At 71.7% G+C, this 15714-nt stretch carries 17 protein-coding genes and 1 pseudogene; 5 read left to right on the top strand and 13 right to left on the bottom strand.

Going from position 1 to position 15714, the window contains the following annotated elements; genetic code table 11:
- Positions 1-27 precede the first annotated feature (27 nt).
- The 7 genes and pseudogenes from ACPPVO_RS03775 to ACPPVO_RS03745 all read right to left on the bottom strand — a co-directional run bounded on the left by ACPPVO_RS03775 (position 28) and on the right by ACPPVO_RS03745 (position 6375).
- Positions 28-129 carry a 30S ribosomal protein bS22 gene (locus ACPPVO_RS03775; protein WP_007465623.1) on the bottom strand — a complete coding sequence of 34 codons (102 nt, stop codon included), beginning with the start codon at positions 127-129 and terminating at the stop codon, positions 28-30.
- 129 nt (positions 130-258) lie between these two features.
- Positions 259-474, bottom strand: coding sequence for a helix-turn-helix domain-containing protein (locus tag ACPPVO_RS03770; protein ID WP_033363444.1), 216 nt, complete (start codon positions 472-474; stop codon positions 259-261).
- 144 nt (positions 475-618) lie between these two features.
- Entirely contained in the window at positions 619-1803 is a 1185-nt protein-coding gene (locus ACPPVO_RS03765; protein ID WP_360386018.1) for an ABC transporter permease, read from the bottom strand.
- Positions 1804-1885: 82 nt separating this feature from the next.
- Positions 1886-2557, bottom strand: a pseudogene (locus tag ACPPVO_RS03760) (ABC transporter ATP-binding protein); the annotation flags it as partial.
- Positions 2554-3891, bottom strand: a complete 1338-nt coding sequence (locus tag ACPPVO_RS03755; RefSeq protein WP_426509894.1) for an efflux RND transporter periplasmic adaptor subunit — start codon at positions 3889-3891, stop codon at positions 2554-2556. The pseudogene ACPPVO_RS03760 and the gene ACPPVO_RS03755, both read right to left, overlap by 4 nt.
- A gap of 27 nt (positions 3892-3918) precedes the next feature.
- On the bottom strand, positions 3919-5370 hold the full coding sequence (locus ACPPVO_RS03750; RefSeq protein WP_426514524.1) for a basic secretory protein-like protein: 1452 nt from the start codon (positions 5368-5370) through the stop codon (positions 3919-3921).
- Positions 5371-5454: 84 nt separating this feature from the next.
- Positions 5455-6375, bottom strand: coding sequence for a proline dehydrogenase family protein (locus ACPPVO_RS03745; RefSeq protein ID WP_426509893.1), 921 nt, complete (start codon positions 6373-6375; stop codon positions 5455-5457).
- Positions 6376-6453: 78 nt separating this feature from the next.
- Between ACPPVO_RS03745 and ACPPVO_RS03740 the strand changes: the two genes are divergently transcribed.
- Positions 6454-7044 (top strand): CGNR zinc finger domain-containing protein, encoded by a 591-nt coding sequence (locus tag ACPPVO_RS03740; RefSeq protein WP_426509892.1) that lies wholly within the window; start codon positions 6454-6456, stop codon positions 7042-7044.
- Between the two features lie 232 nt (positions 7045-7276).
- Positions 7277-7477 carry a cold-shock protein gene (locus ACPPVO_RS03735; protein ID WP_426509891.1) on the top strand — a complete coding sequence of 67 codons (201 nt, stop codon included), beginning with the start codon at positions 7277-7279 and terminating at the stop codon, positions 7475-7477.
- Positions 7478-8188: 711 nt separating this feature from the next.
- Here ACPPVO_RS03735 and ACPPVO_RS03730 read toward each other — a convergent pair.
- The gene (locus tag ACPPVO_RS03730) at positions 8189-8992 is read right to left on the bottom strand and encodes a sugar phosphate isomerase/epimerase family protein (RefSeq protein ID WP_360386010.1); all 804 of its coding nucleotides are present in this window, start codon (positions 8990-8992) and stop codon (positions 8189-8191) included.
- Between the two features lie 40 nt (positions 8993-9032).
- Positions 9033-9962: a Ppx/GppA phosphatase family protein gene (locus tag ACPPVO_RS03725; protein WP_426509890.1), complete on the bottom strand. Its 930-nt coding sequence runs from the start codon at positions 9960-9962 to the stop codon at positions 9033-9035.
- Positions 9963-10375: 413 nt separating this feature from the next.
- Between ACPPVO_RS03725 and ACPPVO_RS03720 the strand changes: the two genes are divergently transcribed.
- On the top strand, positions 10376-11218 hold the full coding sequence (locus ACPPVO_RS03720; protein ID WP_360386006.1) for a hypothetical protein: 843 nt from the start codon (positions 10376-10378) through the stop codon (positions 11216-11218).
- Here ACPPVO_RS03720 and ACPPVO_RS03715 read toward each other — a convergent pair.
- The gene (locus ACPPVO_RS03715) at positions 11186-11419 is read right to left on the bottom strand and encodes a hypothetical protein (protein ID WP_426509889.1); all 234 of its coding nucleotides are present in this window, start codon (positions 11417-11419) and stop codon (positions 11186-11188) included. The genes ACPPVO_RS03720 and ACPPVO_RS03715 overlap by 33 nt on opposite strands.
- Before the next feature lie 80 nt (positions 11420-11499).
- Here ACPPVO_RS03715 and ACPPVO_RS03710 point away from each other — a divergent pair, with 80 nt between their 5' ends.
- A complete protein-coding gene (locus tag ACPPVO_RS03710) occupies positions 11500-12132 on the top strand; it encodes a PilZ domain-containing protein (protein ID WP_426509888.1) in 633 nt (210 codons plus the stop codon).
- A gap of 7 nt (positions 12133-12139) precedes the next feature.
- On the opposite strand, the gene ACPPVO_RS03705 is transcribed toward ACPPVO_RS03710, so the two are convergent.
- Together ACPPVO_RS03705 and ACPPVO_RS03700 are read right to left on the bottom strand one after the other, a co-directional pair.
- Positions 12140-12823 (bottom strand): response regulator transcription factor, encoded by a 684-nt coding sequence (locus tag ACPPVO_RS03705; RefSeq protein WP_360386000.1) that lies wholly within the window; start codon positions 12821-12823, stop codon positions 12140-12142.
- Between the two features lie 77 nt (positions 12824-12900).
- The gene (locus ACPPVO_RS03700) at positions 12901-14001 is read right to left on the bottom strand and encodes a sensor histidine kinase (protein ID WP_426509887.1); all 1101 of its coding nucleotides are present in this window, start codon (positions 13999-14001) and stop codon (positions 12901-12903) included.
- 151 nt (positions 14002-14152) lie between these two features.
- On the opposite strand from ACPPVO_RS03700, the gene phoU reads away from it, so the two are divergent.
- Positions 14153-14809 (top strand): phosphate signaling complex protein PhoU, encoded by a 657-nt coding sequence (gene phoU / locus ACPPVO_RS03695; RefSeq protein ID WP_360385996.1) that lies wholly within the window; start codon positions 14153-14155, stop codon positions 14807-14809.
- Between the two features lie 72 nt (positions 14810-14881).
- Here the strand turns inward: phoU and ACPPVO_RS03690 are convergent, their stop codons facing one another.
- Entirely contained in the window at positions 14882-15637 is a 756-nt protein-coding gene (locus tag ACPPVO_RS03690; protein ID WP_426509886.1) for a phosphoglyceromutase, read from the bottom strand.
- Positions 15638-15714 lie beyond the last annotated feature (77 nt).

The following is a 15714-nucleotide window of genomic DNA, read 5'->3' as shown; positions in this document are numbered from 1 at the left end:
CGGGCCGCCGGGTAACGAACGGAAGGGCTACTTGCCGAGACGACGACGCTGGACGCGGGTCTTGCGCAGCAGCTTGCGGTGCTTCTTCTTGGCCATACGCTTGCGGCGCTTCTTGACCACCGAGCCCATACGAGCATCTCCTCGATACAACGGAACGCGTGCCATCGCTGGCACGCCGAAGACATGGTTAGCCGTTCAAGGGTAGCCGCATCGCTGCTGGATCGGAAAACGGCCCCGGCAAGCGCCACTGCCGAAGGGTTATGCGGTCTCGCGGAATGCCTCGCGCAGGTACGCATCGACGGCGTGCTCGGGCACCCGGAACGACCGTCCGACGCGTACCGCGGTCAGGTCGCCGGCATGGACGAGCCGGTACACGGTCATCTTCGACACCCGCATCAAGGTGGCCACCTCGGCGACGGTCAGGAACCTGACCTCACCCAGCCGGCCTTCCGTGGTGTGTGGCGTGCTCGACATCGCGACCTCCGACCAGCGTGCTCGCCCAGCGCTCGGCCCGGCAGCCCCGGATCGAGCGTCACTCAATCAGCGTGTTACCAGTACGGTAACGGTACGCCTGTGACTTGCACCCCAGGTTCGTCGGAATCTTTCCCGGATACTTGATCACTCGGTGCGCAGGGCGACCACCGGGTCCAGGCGGCCCGCACGCTGGGCGGGAACCACACCGAAGATGATCCCGACCCCGGCCGAGACGCCGAAGGCGAGCGCCAGCGACCACCAGGTGATCGCGGCCGGCACCGGCGACAGCGCGGCCACGACGAGGGCCGCGCCGATGCCCAGCGCCATGCCGATCACGCCGCCGAGCGTGGTCAGCAGCACCGCCTCGAGCAGGAACTGCACCCCGATGTCGCGCGGCCGGGCCCCGACGGCCTTGCGCAGCCCGATCTCCTTGGTCCGCTCGCGCACCGACACCAGCATGATGTTGGAGACCCCGACCCCGCCGACCAGCAGCGAGATGCCGGCGATGGCGGCCAGCACGCCGGTGAGCACGCCCAGGATGTCGCCGAGTACACCCAGGATCTGCTCCTGCGTCACGGCGCTGAACTGCGTGCCGGGGTGGCGCCGGGTGAGCTCGGCGAGGATGCGCGCGGACAGGTCGCCGATCTCGTCGCGGTTGGGCGCCTTGACCGCGATCCCGTCGACCCGGTTGGTCGCGAGCAGTCGCTGTGCGGTCGTGACCGGCACGTGTACCTCGTTGTCGCGATCGATCCCGAGGCTCTGCCCGAGCTGCTCGAACACGCCGACCACCCGGAACCGCACGCCCGCGATGGTCAGCTGCTGGCCCACCGCGTCCCGGTCGCCGAAGAGCTTGTGGGCCACGGTCCAGCCGAGCACCGCGACGCGCCGCTGGGTGTCGACGTCGGAGCGGGTGAGGTACGTGCCGCGGGCGAGATGGCGCACGAACACGTTCGGCGTCGTCTCGATGACGCCGTTGATGCTGGCGAAGGTCTCCGTGTTGCCGGCCGCCACGGTCTCGCCGGAGGCGACGGTCACCGCCACCCGGCTGCGGTCGCCGACGATCTTCGAGACGGCGTCGACGTCGGCGAGGTCCATGCGCGAGACCGACGGCGCGGAGCCGATGTTGACCTCGCCGGGCACGACGATGAGCAGGTTGGAGCCCAGCCCCTCGACCTGCTGCTCGATCTCCTGCTTGGTGCCGGTGCCGATGGCGACCAGCACCACGACGGCGGCGACCCCGATGATCACCCCGAGCATGGTGAGCATGCTCCGGAGGCGGTTGGCCCGCAGCGCGTCGATCGCGACGCGCCAGGCCTCGGCCAGCCTCACGCCGTCACCTCCGCAAGCTCCGGTAACGGCACATAGCTGCGCTCATGGTGAACGGCCCCTCCGCTCCGCTCCGGACCGCTCACGACACGATCTCGCCGTCGCGCATGACGATCTGGCGGTCGGCGCGGGCCGCCACCTCGCGGTCGTGCGTGACGATCACGAGGGCCACCCCCTGCTCGCGGTTGAGCGTCTCCAGCAGCGCGAGGACCGCCTGGCCGTTCTTGGTGTCGAGGTTGCCCGTCGGCTCGTCGGCCAGCAGCACCTGCGGGTCGGTGACGAGGGCGCGGGCGATCGCGACCCGCTGCTGCTCGCCGCCGGAGAGCTGGTTCGGGCGATGGTCGAGGCGGTGGCCGAGCCCGACGCGCTCGAGCATGGCGACCGCCTGCCGGCGCCGGTCGGCGGCGCGCATCCCGCGGTACACCAGGGGCAGCGCCACATTGTCGACCGCGCTCGTGCGGGCCAGCAGGTGGAACGACTGGAAGACGAAGCCGATGGTCTCGTTGCGCAGCCGGGCCAGCTCGCGGGGGTCGAGGCCGCCGACGTCCCGGCCGCCGAGCAGCAGCCGCCCGGACGTTGGCCGGTCCAGCCCTCCGAGCAGGTGCATGAGGGTCGACTTGCCCGAGCCCGACGGCCCGATGATCGCCACGTAGTCGCCGGCGTCGACGGTGAAGCTCACGCCCCGCAGCGCCGGGACGGTCACCCCGTCCAGGGCGTACTCCCGCGTGACGTCCTCCGCGACCAGGGCCGCCGTCATTTCGGCAGGTCCATGCCCGGCTTGACCTTGTCGGTGCCGCGCACCACGATCTGGTCGCCGTCGGTGACGCCGCTGAGCACCTGGACGCGGTCCTGGCCGGAGACGCCGACGCTCACCGGCTGCTGGACCGCCTTGCCACCCCGGACCAGCCACACGACGTCCTTGCCGCCCACGTTGAAGACCGCCGCGGCCGGGACCGTCACCGCGTTCTGGATCGAGCGCACCTGCAGGTGAGCGACCGCGTTCATGCCCGGGCGGGGCGACGGGGCCGGGCGGCCGTCGTCGTACTTCCCGGGGCCCAGCCGCAGCCGCGAGCGGTACGCCACCCCGCCCCGCGCCGAGGTGCTCGGCAGCACGTCGGCCGAGGTCACCGCCGCCTCGTAGGTGGCCCCGGGGGCCGCGTCGAGCTCGACCCGCGCCGTGACGCCGGGCTGGACGAGCAGCACGTCGGTCTCGTCGACCTCCGCCATCAGGCCCAGCTCCGACACGTCGACCACGGTCAGGAGGGCGGTGCCGGCGGTCACCCGGCCTCCCACCGGTACCGCCGGATCCACTCCTGGTCCGTTCCCCGCACCGGCGGCCGGCGCCTGGCCACCGCCGGTGGCCGTGCCGATGAGGTCGGTGATCGACGGCGCGCTCGCCGCCGAGGTGCCGCCGAGCTGGACCACGCCGGCGACCGGCGCGCGCAGGGTCAGCTGGTCCACGGTGGACTGCGCGAGGTCGACCGCGGACTGGGCCTGGGCGCGCTGGGCCTGGGTGAGCGCCGCCATCGCCTGCGAGACGCTGGCCAGGCCGCGCTGCACGCTCTGGATCACGGCCCGCGCGGAGGCGGCCGCCTCCTGGTAGGTCCGCTCGGCGAGGTCGATCTGGGTGGTCAGCGAGGTCCGCACGGCCGCGTCGGCGATCTGCGCCGCGGCCGTGCGCGCGTCCGCGAACGCCTTGGCCGCCGCGTCGTCGGTCTTCTTCTGCTGCGCGGAGAGGTTCTTGACCCCGGCCCCGCCGCCGCCGGCGCCCTTGAGCGCGTCGAGGGCGCCGTTGGCCTCCTTGAGCCGCTGCTGGGCCGTGGGCGAGTCGACGACCGCGAGCACCTGGCCGGCGGTCACGGTGTCGCCCGGCTTGACGCTCAGCGAGATCAGGGTGCCGTCGGCGGCCGCGGTGAGCGTGGCGGCGGCGCGGGCGGTGACGGTGGCGGGCGCGTCGACGACCTCGACCACGTCGCTGCGCCCGGCGCTGCCCAGGCCGATGCCGGTGTCGTTACCGGTGCAGGAGGCGCCGGTGAGCGACACGAGGATCAGCAGCGCGACGGCGGTCGTTCGCGGGGGGACGCGATACACGCTCGCAAGTGTAGATACGCGAATGCGCTAGTTGCGGCCCCGCACGTACCGCACGCAGTCGGCCTGCACGTCCTCCCAGCTCATGCTGAAGGCCTGGCGCGCCGAGTCGTCGAGCGGGTGGCCCTGCCGGACCGTGGCGTCGAAGAAGTCGAGCAGCCGGTCCTCGCCGAAGCGGTCGGCCAGGTGCTGCAGCGACAGGTAGGCGACGCCGTAGCGGCCGCTCACGTCCGCGGTGCTCGCCCCCTCGGGCGGGTCGTCGAGCGCGATGTCGCCCTTCCAGTGCCCGCTGCGCAGGTAGGTGCGCACGTCGCCCATCTGGTCGAACGCCTTGCCGCTGCCCTTGACCCGCACGTACTCGGCGATGCCCTCGACCAGCCACCACGTGTGCTCGTAGGCCTTCTCGACCCCGGCCAGCGTCACCACGTGGGTGAACTCGTGGCGCAGCACGTCGAGGGTCTGCTTGGTGTCGACGCGCGCGGCGTTGAGCACGATCTCGGTCGCGCTCGCGGTCAGCGGCAGCGCGAAGCCGGCCACCCACGCCTCCTGGCGCATGCCGTACCACTTCGACCACTCGTCGGGCCCGGCCAGGTAGACGACGTACCGGGCCGGCGGCGGTCCCCAGCGCGCGAACGTGTCGGTGAGCGCGGCCGCCTGCTCGGCCGCGGCGAGCATCGAGGGCAGGCGGGACGCGTACTTCGCGGTCGTCGCCATCACCACCCGGTTGCCGACCTGGGCGCGCAGCTCGCTGACCTCCCACGGGCGCGGCCCGAGGTCCTTGGCGACGCTGAACTCCAGCAGCGTGACGCTCTGCCCCGCGACCTTCCACCGCGTGTCGGCCTCGAGGCTCATCGGGTCGCAGGTGGTCACCACGAAGCAGTACCGGACCAGCACCGTCGCGCTCGCGGTGCCGCCGGCCTCGGTCTTCGCCCGTGCCTCGACCGCCGGCTGCCAGATCTTGACCTGCAGCTGGCGCAGGGAGCCGAACCGCCGGGCGAGATCCTCGCGCAGCCCGCCCGCGGACGGGTCGACGGCGCGCAGGAAGCCGTCCTCGTCGCCGCCGAGCAGCGCGTCCGCCTGGTCGGCGAGGGCCCGGCGGATCCGGCCGTCGACACCGGTCGGCGGCGGGTTCGCGGTCGCGCCCGCGGTGCCCGGCCGCTCGGCCTGGGCGCCCGGCCGCCCGCCGGTGTCCCGGCCCCCGGCGCCGGCGAGGCCCTGGCCGGAGACGACCGTCGAGCGCTCCATCCGCACCGTGGCGAACGCGATCGCGCCGGCCGGGGCCAGCAGCAGTACGGCCAGGGTGACGACCAGGGCCGCCCGGAACACCGTGGAGCTCCCGGGTTTGGGGGGCTCTTCGGTGTACCGCCGCAGCCCGATCGGCGGCGTCGGCCCGTCCCAGTCCTGCGGGGCGCGCTGGTGGGGAAGGGCCGGGTAGCTCGCGGTGACGTCACCGCCCGCCCTCCGGCGTGCATCCCCAACCATCACTGCCGGACCGTACGCGAACGGGTCAACCCGCCGCGTCGCCCATACGGACGAGAGGCGACCTGATGTGGCGAAAGCCCGTTGTCAGCCTCGCGACCGCAGGGCCCTGGCCAGGAAACTCACGTTCGCCGGGCGCTCCGCGAGACGCCGCATCATGTACGCGTACCACTGCGTGCCGTACGGGAGGTAGACCCGCACGGTGTAGCCCAGCCGGGCGAGGCGCAGCTGCTCCTCGGGGCGCACGCCGTAGAGCATCTGGAACTCGAACTCGTCCGGGGTGCGCTCGTACCACTTCGCCCGGTCCTCGCCGATGCCGATCAGCCGCGGGTCGTGGGTGGCGAGCATGGGGTACCCGGCGCCGGCCATGAGCACGTTCAGGCAGCGCACGTAGGACTTGTCGACGTCGAGGCGGCTCTGGTACGCCACCGACTCCGGTTCCTTGTAGGCCCCCTTGCACAGCCGGACCCGCGAGCCCGCGACGGCGAGCTCCCGGCAGTCGGCCTCGGTGCGGCGCAGGTACGCCTGCAGGACCGCCCCGGCGGTCGGGAACTCCCCGCGCAGCCGGGCCAGCACCTCCAGCGTCGAGTCGGTCGTGGTGTGGTCCTCGGCGTCAAGCGTCACCGTGGTGCCGGTCTCGGTGGCCTTGGCGCAGATCGCGCGCGCGTGCTCGTAGGCGACCTTCTCGTCGAAGACCTGGCCGAGCGCGGAGAGCTTGAGGCTGACCTCGGCGGCCGGGGTCAGCTCGGCGGCGTGCAGGGCGTCGAGGAGCTTGAGGTACTCGTCCCGCGTCGCCTCGGCCTGGTGCGGGTTGGTGGTGTCCTCCCCGAGGTAGTCGATCGTGACGGAGAGGCCGTCCGCGACGAGCTCGCGGGTGCGCTGTAGCGCGTCGTCCGCGTGCTCCCCGGCGATGAATCGGCGCACGATACTGCGGCTGACCGGGGCGGTTTCGACGAGCCGCTCGACCCGGGTGGAGCGGGCGGCGGCGAGGATGACCGATCTGAGCATGTGCCGAGCGTAAACAGAACCGCGGGTGTCCGGTGACGCCTGGTCGCCAGTGTGGCATTTCTTGACTACCTTGGTCGGGTGGACTTCGACGCGTATGCGCGGACCGCCGTCGACATCGTCAACGCGCCGCTCGAGAGCATGCAAGATCTCGCGGCGCTCTTCGGCGAGGACAGCTGGCAGACCTCCGAGGCAACGGAGCGCGACCTCGTCGCCTTCCGCCGTGCCCGCAAGCGGCTGCGGGAGGTGTTCGAGCACGGGTCGTCCGGCCGGGACGTCGCCGCCGTGGCGGAGCTCAATGCCCTGCTCGAGGCGTACCCGATGCAGCCGCGCATCTCCGGGCACGACACCCACGACTGGCACATGCACGTGACCGGTCGCGGCTCGTCGGTGAGCTCGGAGCTCCTGGCCGGCGCGGCCTGGGGCCTGGCCGTGTGGCTGTGCGAGCACGGCAGCACCCGCTTCGGCGTGTGCGCCGACGAGCGCTGCGGCAACGTGTACCTGGACACCTCGTCCAACTGCTGCCGCCGCTTCTGCTCCGAGCGCTGCGCGACCCGCTCGCACGTCGCCGCCCATCGCGCGCGCAAGCGGGCCGCCGAGACGGGCGCGACCCCGGCCCCGCTGACGCCGGCGACGGCGCCCGAGGCCGAGCGGGCGGTCGTGACCGCCTAGGCGGTCCGCCCGAAGGCCGCCGCCCTGTGGCCGCGGCCGCAGCTCTTCGCGCCCTCCTGACGACGCTCCGTGGCGGCCAACTGTCGGAAACCGCCCCCAGGGTCGGTAACTTCGGCATATCTTGCGTCATGTGGTTCGCTTTGCCGCGGGTCCGACAAATTGGACACGTGGGCTTGAGCGATGCGGTGCCGGCGCTGACTTTGGGGCCGGCCCTACGAAGGAGAACGGCACCATGGCCCAGGGATCCGTGAAGTGGTTCAACGCCGAGAAGGGCTTCGGCTTCATCAGCGTCGACGGCGGCAGCGACGTCTTCGTCCACTTCTCAGCCATCGAGGCGGACGGCTATCGCAGCCTCGAGGAGAACCAGCGAGTCGAGTTCGAGATCAAGCAGGGTCCCAAGGGCCCCCAGGCCGAGTCCGTACGCAAGATCTGACACGCCGACTTCTCAACCGGCCCCGGCCCGCGCACCACTCCCGCGGCCGGGGCCGGTTCACCTTCCGCCCCGCGATATGTCGGGCGCTCCGCGCCGCGACATATCGGATTTATACCCCGACAGGCGATAAGTCGGTTCTGTCGGGATTAGCCGAAGCATAGAGCTACCGCGGCGTCCGTCGTTGGTCCGGACCGTTACTCCCGTGGCCTCACCGTCCGCCGTTGGTAACGGCGGACGCGCCAAAGGCGCAACGGCGCAGAGCGCCGGGGCACAGCGCGGCACAGCGCGGCGCAGAGCGCCGGGGCACAGCGCGGCGCAGAGCGCCGGGGCACAGCGCGGCGCAGAGCGCCGGGGCACAGCGCGGCGCAGAGCGCCGGGGCACAGCGCGGCGCAGAGCGCCGGGGCACAGCGCGGCGCAGAGCGCCGAGGCACAGCGCGGCGCAGAGCGCCGAGGCACAGCGCGGCGCGCAAAGCGCCTAAGGCGCAGCGCCGCGCAGGGCGGCCAAAGGCACGGAGCGGCGCAGAGCGCCAAAGGCGCAGCGCACCTTTGGGCCGCATCCGCGCCGGTCGACCACGCAGGAAACGCGCCGAGTCTGAGAGGCGCAATGCGTCGGCGGAACCAGCGCGGAAAGGCGCAGTGCGCCAACGGCACCAGGCCACCGGCGGCGCAACGCACCAAAGGCCCGGCGTGTCAGAGGCGCCAAACGCGCGTCAGGCGACCGGCGACGTGGTGGCCAGGTGCTGGCGGGCGAACCGCAGCGACTCCGCGAGATCCGCCTCCCGCTCCGCCCGGCTCCCCGCCTTCCGCGTGCCCACCTCCACCGCCACCGACCCGGTGAAGCCGCGCGAGTCCAGCGAGGCCAGCAACTGCGCGCACGGCATGCTGCCGCGCCCCGGCACCAGGTGCTCGTCGCGGCCCTTGCCCGTCCCGTCGCCCAGGTGGACGTGGGCGAGGTTGCCGGCCATGGTGTCGGCGAGCGTGATCACGTCGGTCCGCGAGGCGGCGCAGTGCGACAGGTCCAGGGTGTAGGCGTCGAAGCCGGTGAGCGTGGGGTCCCAGCCCGGCGCGTACGGCACGAACTCGCGGCCCACCCCGCGCAGCGGGAACATGTTCTCCACGGCGAAGCGGATGCCCGGGAACTGCCGGCCGAGGCGCAGCAGGCCCGAGGAGAACGTGCGCGCGTACTCGCGCTGCCACGCGAACGGCGGGTGCACCACGACGACGTCGGCGCCCAGCGTGTCGGCGAGCTCGGCGGCGCGGCGCAGGCGCTCCCACGGGTCGGGGCTCCACACACGCTGGGTGACCATCAGGCACGGCGCGTGCACGGAGCGCACCGGCACGTTGTAGTGCTTGGAGAGCCCCACCAGGGCGCGGGCGTCCTGGCTGACCGCGTCGGACCAGACCATGACCTCGACGCCGTCGTAACCGAGGGCGGCGGCCATCTCGAACCCGGCCGCGGTCGGCTCGGGGAACACCGAGGAGGTGGACAACAGGACCGGAACTTGGCGACTCACACCACCAGGCTAGCCCGACTCGGGTAGCGTCTCCTGTCGATCAACTCGACTCCAGTACTTCCAGGCGGCGAAGAATCACCCCTTCGCGCAGCGCCCAGGGGCAGATCTCGACCTCGTCGATGCCCAGCACCCGCATCGTGACCTCGGCCACCACCGCGCCGGCCAGGATCTGGTGGGCGCGGCCGGGGCTGACGCCGTCGATCTCGGCCAGGGCCGAGGACGACATGCGCCGTATGAACGAGAGCACCTGGTGCAGGCCGGTGCGGGAGAGGCGGCGCGGCACCCGCGGCCCGGCGCCGGACGGGGCGGCCCCGGCCAGGCGGGCCAGGGTGCGGAAGGTCTTCGAGGTCGCGACCGGCCGATCCCACCCGTTCGCGAGCAGCGTGGGAGCGACCTTGCCCACGACCGTTTCGGCGTACTCGCACAGCCCGTCGACCGACGCGGCCGACGGCGGGTCACCGTGCAGACGCTCCCGGGTCAGCCGCCCGGCGCCCAGCGGCACCGACAGCGCCACGTCCGGCTCCTCGTCGATGCCCGCGGCGAGCTCCAGCGACCCGCCGCCGATGTCCATCACCAGCAGCCGCCCGGCCGACCAGCCGAACCACCGGCGCACGGCCAGGAAGGTCATGATCGCCTCGGCCTCGCCGGAGAGCACCTGGAGGTCGACGCCGGTCTCCTCGCGTACGCGCTTGAGCACCCGGCTCGAGTTCTTCGCGTCCCGCACGGCCGAGGTCGCGAAGGCGAGCAGGTCGTCGCTCTCGAGCCGGGCGGCGGCGTCGCGGGCCTGCTCCACGGCGGCGATCAGGCTGTCGGCCCCGGCCTTGGTCAGCTCGCCGTTGCCCCCGATCCGCTCGGCCAGGCGCAGCTCGGCCTTCTGCGAGTGGGCCGGCCACGGATGCGCGCCATGGTGGGCATCGACAACGAGCAGGTGGACGGTGTTGGAGCCCACGTCGAGCACGCCGAGTCGCATGCTGAAACGGTATCGGTGCGCGGTAACGACCGCGCGCCGCGCCAGGAACAGCCGCGCGCGCAGAGCGCCCGCAAAAAGTGGCCGCGCAGCGGCCATGGGGGGTGCGGGGTGGGAACCCCCCGCCGCGTACCGGGCGAAGCCCGCGCCAAGCCAGAAACAGTTGCCGCCTGCGGCCATGGGGGGTGCGGGGTGGGAACCCCCCGCCGCGTACCGGCCGAAGCCCGCGCCAAGCCAGAAACAGTTGCCGCCTGCGGCCATGGGGGGTGCGGGGTGGGAACCCCCCGCCGCGTACCGGCCGAAGCCCGCGCCAAGCCAGAAACAGTTGCCATGAGGGGCGCGGGGTGGGCACCCCCCGCCGCGTACCGGGCGAAGCCCGCGCCAGGCCAGGAACAGCACGGCGTACGCTGTTTCGAATGGACAAGCAGGTCGAGGTCGACGTGGACGTCGAGTTTTACGAGGAGCCCCGCGACCTCGAGGTCGGTCTCGACTTCCCGCGCGAGTGGCTCGAGTTCTCCGACCCGGCCGACGCCGACCACCTCGTCCGCGCCGACCTGACCTGGCTGCTGTCCAACTGGACTTGTGTGTACGGCAACGGCTGCCACGGCATCATCGAGGGCCGCGCCGAGGAGGGCTGCTGCTCGCACGGCGCCTTCTTCACCGACGACGACGACCAGGAGCGGGTGCGCGCGGCGGCCAAGCGGCTCACGCCCGAGCACTGGCAGTACTTCCGCCGGGGTTTCAAGCGTTTCACCGAGAATGACACGATCGACGGCAAGAACAAGGCCCTGCGCACCGCGACGCGACCGGGCGGCGGCTGCGTCTTCCAGAACGACCCGGACTTCGCGGGCGGGGGCGGCTGTGCCCTGCACGGCCAGGCGCTGCGCGACGGCGTGCACCCGCTGGAGTACAAGCCGGACGTCTGCTGGCAGCTGCCGGTCCGCCGCGACCAGGACTGGCGCAAGCGCGCCGACGGGACCAAGGTGCTCGTCTCCACGCTCGGCGAGTTCGACCGCCGCGGCTGGGGCGAGGGCGGCCACGACCTGCACTGGTGGTGCACGTCGTCGCCGGAGGCGCACGTCGGGGCGAAGCGGCTCTACCAGGAGTACGAGCCGGAGCTGACCGCGCTCATCGGCAAGCCGGCCTACGTGCGGCTCGCGGAGCTGTGCGCGGCCCGCGCCGAGCAGGGGATGATCGCCGAGCACCCGGCGACCTCGAGCGCGCGCTCACTGAAGCTCATCCCGATCCGACCCGTCTGAGCCCCGGCCGGAGCGGGACCGGTTGCGCCGGGCCCGGGCCATCAGGGAGTAGCCCACCGCCATCAGCGACAGCCCGATCAGGATGCTCGGCAGCAGCCGCCAGTTCGCCCTGGCGAACGCGGTGTACGCGGAGCTGATCGCCAGCATGAGCCCGACGATCATCATGAGCATGCCGGCCGGGCCGGTGTTGAAGCTGCGCACCGGCGCAAACGCTACGGGAGCCCGCGGTGTCGTACGGCCGGACTCGTCAAGTCTCGCCCAGGTGAGCCGAAGGTGCGGGAGTGACCACCCTGCCCACGATCAACGCCCTGGTCGACGTGGTGCTGATGGACGGAGAGGCCTATCAGTCCCGTGTCGAGGACACGAGCGGCAAGCGCCTGACCGTGGCCGCGCCGTTCGGTGTGGCACCGGCGGATGTGCCGAAGGTGGGCGCGTCGATGGAGCTCGCCTGGGTCGCGGGTGACCGGCGCCAGGCCGTGGACGTGCGCCTCGTCGCGCTCGGCCGCGAGCAGCCGCCCCGCTGGTCGCTCGAGGCGGTGGGCTCGATCCGCCTGCAGGCCCGCCGCAACTACGTGCGCGGCGGCGGGGGCGAGTTCGTCGACGTGAGCCGGCGTGGCTCGACGTACCGCGGCCGGGTCATCGACCTGTCCGAGGGCGGCGTGCGGTGCCGGATGCTGGAGGACCGCTTCGAGCGCGACGACCGCGTCGACGTCACGGTCTCCCTCGAGACCGACTCGATCACCGTGACCGGGTCCGTCCTGTTCGTCCGGCGGGATCCCGAGAACGCCAGCTACGACGTGATCATCACGTACGAGACAAGCGAGCTCGTGGGCCGCGCGATCCGCGGTTACGTCCTGCTTCGCGAGATGGAGGAGCGCAGGCGCAACCGCGAATCGGTGGCAAATGCCGGTTAGGAACGGTTTACGGCTCGAACTTGTAGCCCAGCCCGCGGACGGTGACGATGTACCGCGGCGCCGAGGGCTCCGGCTCGATCTTGGAGCGCAGCCGCTTGACGTGCACGTCAAGCGTCTTGGTGTCGCCCACGTAGTCGGCGCCCCAGACGCGGTCGATCAGCTGGCCGCGGGTCAGCACCCGGCCGGCGTTGCGCAGCAGCAGCTCGAGCAGCTCGAACTCCTTGAGCGGCAGCTGTACCGCATCCCCGGCCACGGTCACGACGTGCCGGTCGACGTCCATGCGCACCGGACCGGCCGAGAGCGTCGGCGGGGCGAGCTCGCCGACCGTGTCGATCTGGCGGCGCAGCACCGCGCGGATGCGCGCGACCAGTTCGCGGGGCGAGTAGGGCTTGGTGACGTAGTCGTCGGCCCCGATCTCCAGGCCGACCACCTTGTCGATCTCGCTGTCCCGCGCCGTGATCATGATGATCGGGACGTTCGACTTCTGCCGCATCTGGCGGCAGACCTCGGTGCCGGACATCTCGGGCAGCATCAGGTCGAGCAGGACGATGTCCGCGCCGGTGCGGTCGAACTCGGTCATGGCCTCGGTACCGGTCGCCGCGATCGAGACCTCGAAGCCCTCGCGGCGGAGCATGTACGACAACGGGTCCGAGATCGACTCTTCGTCTTCGACCACGAGTACGCGCGCCAACGTGCTGTCCTTTCGTAGCTGCCGGGGAGCCACACTGCGCTGCGAACCGCGGGTGGAATGTTGCTGTTGCGTAACGATCATGGGGCCCCTCCGATCTCAACTGATGGCGGTAGCGTCAACGCGGCCTCCGTCGGACGCGAAGGCAGCCGCAACGTGAACGTCGAGCCAACTCCGACCGTACTGGTGACGGTCACTCGGCCGCCGTGGTTGGTAGAGATGTGCTTGACGATGGCTAGCCCCAGCCCGGTGCCGCCGGTGGCCCGGGAACGCGCCCGATCGGCGCGGTAGAACCGTTCGAAGATCCGGTCGATGTCGCGGGGCTCGATGCCGATGCCCTGGTCGGCGACGGCGATCTCGACGTACCCGTTGTCCTCGCTGGTGGTGATCGTGACCGCGGTGTGCTCGGGCGAGTACGCGATCGCGTTCTCGACCAGGTTGACCACGGCGGTGACGAGCTGGTTCTCGTTACCGTAGACGGTCAGCCCGCGCAGGCCCCGGAACTGCAGCTCGATCCCCTTGGCCGCGGCCGGGGTCTTGGCCCGGTCGAGCACCTCGACGGTGATCTTGTCGACGTCGACCGGCTCCGGCTCGGGCAGCGGCTCCGCGCCCTGCAGCCGGGAGAGCTCCAGCAGCTCCGAGACCAGCCGGCCCAGCCGCGACGACTCGTGCTTGATCCGCTCGGCGAAGCGGATGGCGGCCGCGGGGTCCTTGTCGGTCGCGTCCAGCAGCGCCTCGGCGAGCAGCTGCAGCGCGCCGACGGGGGTCTTGAGCTCGTGGCTGACGTTGGCGACGAAGTCCCGGCGCACACGGGCGACCCGGTGGGCCTCGGTGACGTCGGCCGCCTCGATCGCGACCCGGCCGCCCTCGAGCGCGACCGCCCGCACGTTGACGCCCAGCGGCTCGCCGTGGGTCAGGCGGGGCAGGTCGAGCTCCACGACACGCGTGATCCCGTTGCGGCGCACCTGCCCGGCCAGGGTGCGCACGATCGTGTGCGCCTCCTCGGTCGAGCCCGCGGAGCCGTTCTGCCGTTGCCGGACGAGCCCCATCTCCCGTGCCGCCGCATTCGCAAGCACGGGTCTGTCGTCCTCGTCCAGGACGAGCACCCCGACCTGCAGCGCGTCGAGGATGTCGGTCACCGCCGGTCCCTCGGACTTCGCCTGCCGGAACTTCCAATCCACGATCCGATGGTAGGAGACCGTCTAGCGCATCCAGCGCACACGGAGGCACGAATCGGGCTCATGTGGTCCAGTGTTCACCCTGCTGGCGGCCTTTGTTCATTGGAGGCTCCAGGTTCGGGCCCTAAGGTAGGTACACAACGATGGGAGCAATATGCGCGACGAATATCGTGCCGATCTTCTTCAGGTCAACAAGCTGCTGGTGTGGATGGCCGACGCGGTGCGCTCGGCCATGAGCCGGGCCACGAACGCCCTGCTCACCGCCGACCAGACCGACGCCGAGGAGGTCATCGCCCGCGACGCCGAGGTCAACGCGCTCTACCGGCTGGTCGAGGACAAGGTCTACGACCTCTGCGCCCGCCAGGCCCCGGTCGCCTCGGACCTGCGGCTGCTGCTGACCGCCCTGCACCTCGCGGCCGACCTCGAGCGGATGGGCGACCTCGCCGACCACGTCGCCAAGACCGCGCTGCGCCGCCACCCGGCCCGCGCCGTGCCGGAGCCGCTGGTGGCGACGTTCGAGCAGATGGGCCAGGTCGCCGACCGGATCGCCGGCAAGATCTCGAGCGCCATCTCCAAGCTCGACGTGGTCGCGGCCGGCCAGCTCGAGCGCGACGACGACGCGATGGACAAGCTGCACACCGACCTGTTCGCGATCATGTTCGCGCCGGACTGGTCCGAGGGCACCGAGGCCGCCGTGGACGGGGCGCTGCTCGGCCGCTTCTACGAGCGCTACGCCGACCACGCCGTCAACGCCGGCAACCACGTGGTGTTCCTCGTCACGGGTGAGACGCTCGACACTCGCGCCGAGTAAGAGACGCAAAAGCCGAGTAAGAGACGCAAAAGGGGGGTCGGGCGCGCGCCCGACCCCCCTTTTGCTGACGAACTAACGGCCCTGGTTGGCCACCGCGGCGGCCGCCTCCTTGGCCGCCTCCGGGTCCAGGTAGGTGCCGCCGGCCGTGACGGGCTTGAGCGCCGCGTCGAGGTCGTAGCGCAGCGGGATGCCCGTCGGGATGTTGAGCTTGGCGATCGCCTCGTCGGAGATCCCGTCGAGGTGCTTCACGAGCGCCCGCAGCGAGTTGCCGTGCGCCGCCACCAGCACCGTCTTGCCGTCCAGCAGCTGGGGCACGATCTGGTCGTACCAGTACGGCAGCATCCGGGCCACGACGTCCTTGAGGCACTCGGTCTTCGGCCGCAGCTCCGGCGGCAGCGCCGCGTACCGCGCGTCCTGCGCCTGCGACCACTCGTCGTCGTCGGCGATGGGCGGCGGGGGCGCGTCGTACGAGCGGCGCCAGAGCATGAACTGCTCCTCGCCGAACTCGTCCAGGGTCTGCTTCTTGTTCTTGCCCTGCAGGGCGCCGTAGTGGCGCTCGTTGAGCCGCCACGAGCGCTGGACGGGGATCCAGTGCCGGTCGGCGGTGTGCAGGGCGATCTCGCTGGTGCGGATGGCACGGCGCAGCACTGACGTGTGCACCACATCCGGCCGGAGACCGGAATCACGGATCAGCTCGCCGCCCCGCCGGGCCTCGGCCTCTCCCTGGGCGCTGAGGTCCACGTCGACCCAGCCGGTGAACAGGTTCTTGGCGTTCCACTCGCTCTCACCGTGCCGCAAGAGCACCAGTGTCCCGACTTCCGAGCTCATTCGTCCTCCGCTTCGCTCCGGCCGCCTGAGCTTTCAGGCTGCGCCGATGATGAGCGGCCCCTTCCGCTGCGCTGCGG

This window comes from Dactylosporangium sp. McL0621 (assembly GCF_049995355.1).
In the GTDB taxonomy this organism is placed as follows: Bacteria; Actinomycetota; Actinomycetes; order Mycobacteriales; family Micromonosporaceae; genus Dactylosporangium.
Note: the sequence above shows the minus strand (reverse complement) of the source record. Positions and strands in the feature narration are given on the sequence as shown.